This is a genomic window from Pseudoalteromonas sp. SG41-5 (genome assembly GCF_014164495.1).
GTDB lineage: Bacteria > Pseudomonadota > Gammaproteobacteria > Enterobacterales > Alteromonadaceae > Pseudoalteromonas > Pseudoalteromonas rhizosphaerae.
This window is the reverse complement of record NZ_JACJFH010000208.1, coordinates 1-2,025: the sequence shown is the minus strand read 5'-3', so window position 1 is coordinate 2,025 and position 2,025 is coordinate 1. Positions and strand designations below refer to the sequence as shown.

The following is a 2,025-nucleotide window of genomic DNA, read 5'->3' as shown; positions in this document are numbered from 1 at the left end:
ACAAGGTTTAGCGTCATTAAGAGATATTTGGATCAATATTCATTACGGGAGATGAACCGCCCATTGCGGACCCGCATGATGGGTGGTGTGGGGGCTGGAGGTTAGAGACCTCCGGCTACCCGATTGGCCATTTACACTCATTTTACGAAACTTACTTATTTGAAAAAATTTGCGTATTAAAAACGTTCTATTTCGTTCATCAATCCGTCCCAGAAAGAGTATTCAAATTTAAGTTCTAGAGGAATTATATAGGAAACATGCTTTTCTTTACCGTTTACTATTATTTTGAAACTTACCTTTTCAATGATTTTTTGGGGCATTTTATCTGCATAATGGAGAACAAATATTCCATTGCAACCAACATTTCCAACACATTTTGACAATGTAGATTCAATTTTTATTGGTTTATATAAATCGCCTTTTTCAGAGTAATGCTCAAGCCGTACAGAAGGCACTACAAGCTCTACACCTGTTCGAGGGTGCAACACAAAATCTAACCGTGATTTTCGTGTAGTAGATTCAGGTGTACCATATTGACTATTATAGACATCGTTTAAATGTGTGATTTGAATCATGTCAGAATATATATTCTCTGGATTCACTTTGTAGAGATTACTATAAAATTCATACTCTTCAGGGGATTTACCATACAAATCATATATTATTGGAGAATCATTTTTTTTCACAGCGTAATTATAATGATCACAGCCAGTGATAAAAATGGAGAATATTAATATAAAAATTACACGTAACATCATTCAACTCTTAGAATTATAAATGGATGGCTAACGAGGCTGTAGAATAACTCGTTTTTAATTTATTTTTATTGATGTATTAACCATAGCCGAGTTCCTATTTTGATTCAATTGGTTACTTCGATTTTACGTAAAATATAAAAAGAGGATTTGCTGTTGCTTTAATTGGCGTTTTGAAAGGTATGACAGGTGTTTGAGTGGCTTATTTGAGGTGATAAAGGGTTACCCTTATTAATGTATCGTGTTTTGCAGCTTTTCTATATTATGAACTAAGCAATACAGTTGCCATTGGGCATTCACTTTCGTTTGACCGCGTAAGGTCAATTTATTCATGCCTTTGTTAACTGTAATATTCCCGAACACCGGTTCTATACAGCTAAGTCGTTTACTGTACTGCCGTCGCCCGATTGGGCTGTCTATTTTGACCTTCATTTTGTCGATGTAGCTTAGCTTTTTACGCGATTCATCATTTTTAAACTGAACTTGCCGTCCTGTTTTTATAGGTGGCTTTCGCATACATTGCTGTTGCAGTGGGCATACCTTGCAATCTTTTAAGTAACCGCAGAATCGGGTGTATTTTTGGTTATGGCTGTTTACATTTATACCGCTTCGCCACATTTCATTGCCTGCGGGACAGCGGCAGGTTTGTGTCGTCTCATCATAATGGAAGTCGTCTGAGGTAAATAACCGTGGCTTGCCTTTACTGCGTTTTAGTCGGCGCTTTTCTTGCTCTGTCTCATAAGTTTCACTTTCTTTAAACAGCGGATTTCGTTTTCTAAATTGGTTATCCGCAATGTAAGTATCAAAGCCACTTTTCGCCATGTATTCAAGGTTCGCTTCGCTGTTAAACCCACTGTCTGCGGTGAATTTGATGGCGTGTTTATCTGAGGATTCATCTGTGCTCAGTTTATCTAACTGTTGTTTTAATTGCTTAACCGCTGGCTGCAGGGTTTGCTGCTCGCCCACTGAACCCCATGCCTGTGCTTGCAGTACAATTTGATGTTTATCGTCATTTATCGCTATCCCGTTGTAGCCTTGGATTGTACCTTTTGACGTGGTCATTTTCGCGCTATCGGGGTCGGTAATATTACTTTTAATGGGCTTACCTTTGCTGCCCGTTTTTTCCTCGTGGGTCGCTAAGAACGCCGTGATTTTATCTGCACTTTTATCCAGCTTTTCTTTTTGCTTTAAATCCTGTGTTATCAACTCTTCGCTCAGGCTATCTTGTGATTGGTGACGTTCGATAATACGTTTACTCGCGCGTTCTAGT

General features: G+C 38.5%; 2 protein-coding genes. Both read right to left on the bottom strand.

Going from position 1 to position 2,025, the window contains the following annotated elements:
• Positions 1-176 precede the first annotated feature (176 nt).
• Positions 177-758, bottom strand: a complete 582-nt coding sequence (locus tag H5232_RS23020) for a hypothetical protein (protein ID WP_182719720.1) — start codon at positions 756-758, stop codon at positions 177-179.
• A 228-nt stretch (positions 759-986) separates the two neighbouring features.
• Positions 987-2,025, bottom strand: a 1,039-nt coding sequence (locus H5232_RS23015) for a transposase (protein WP_220496126.1), incomplete at its 5' end; no start/stop codon positions are given.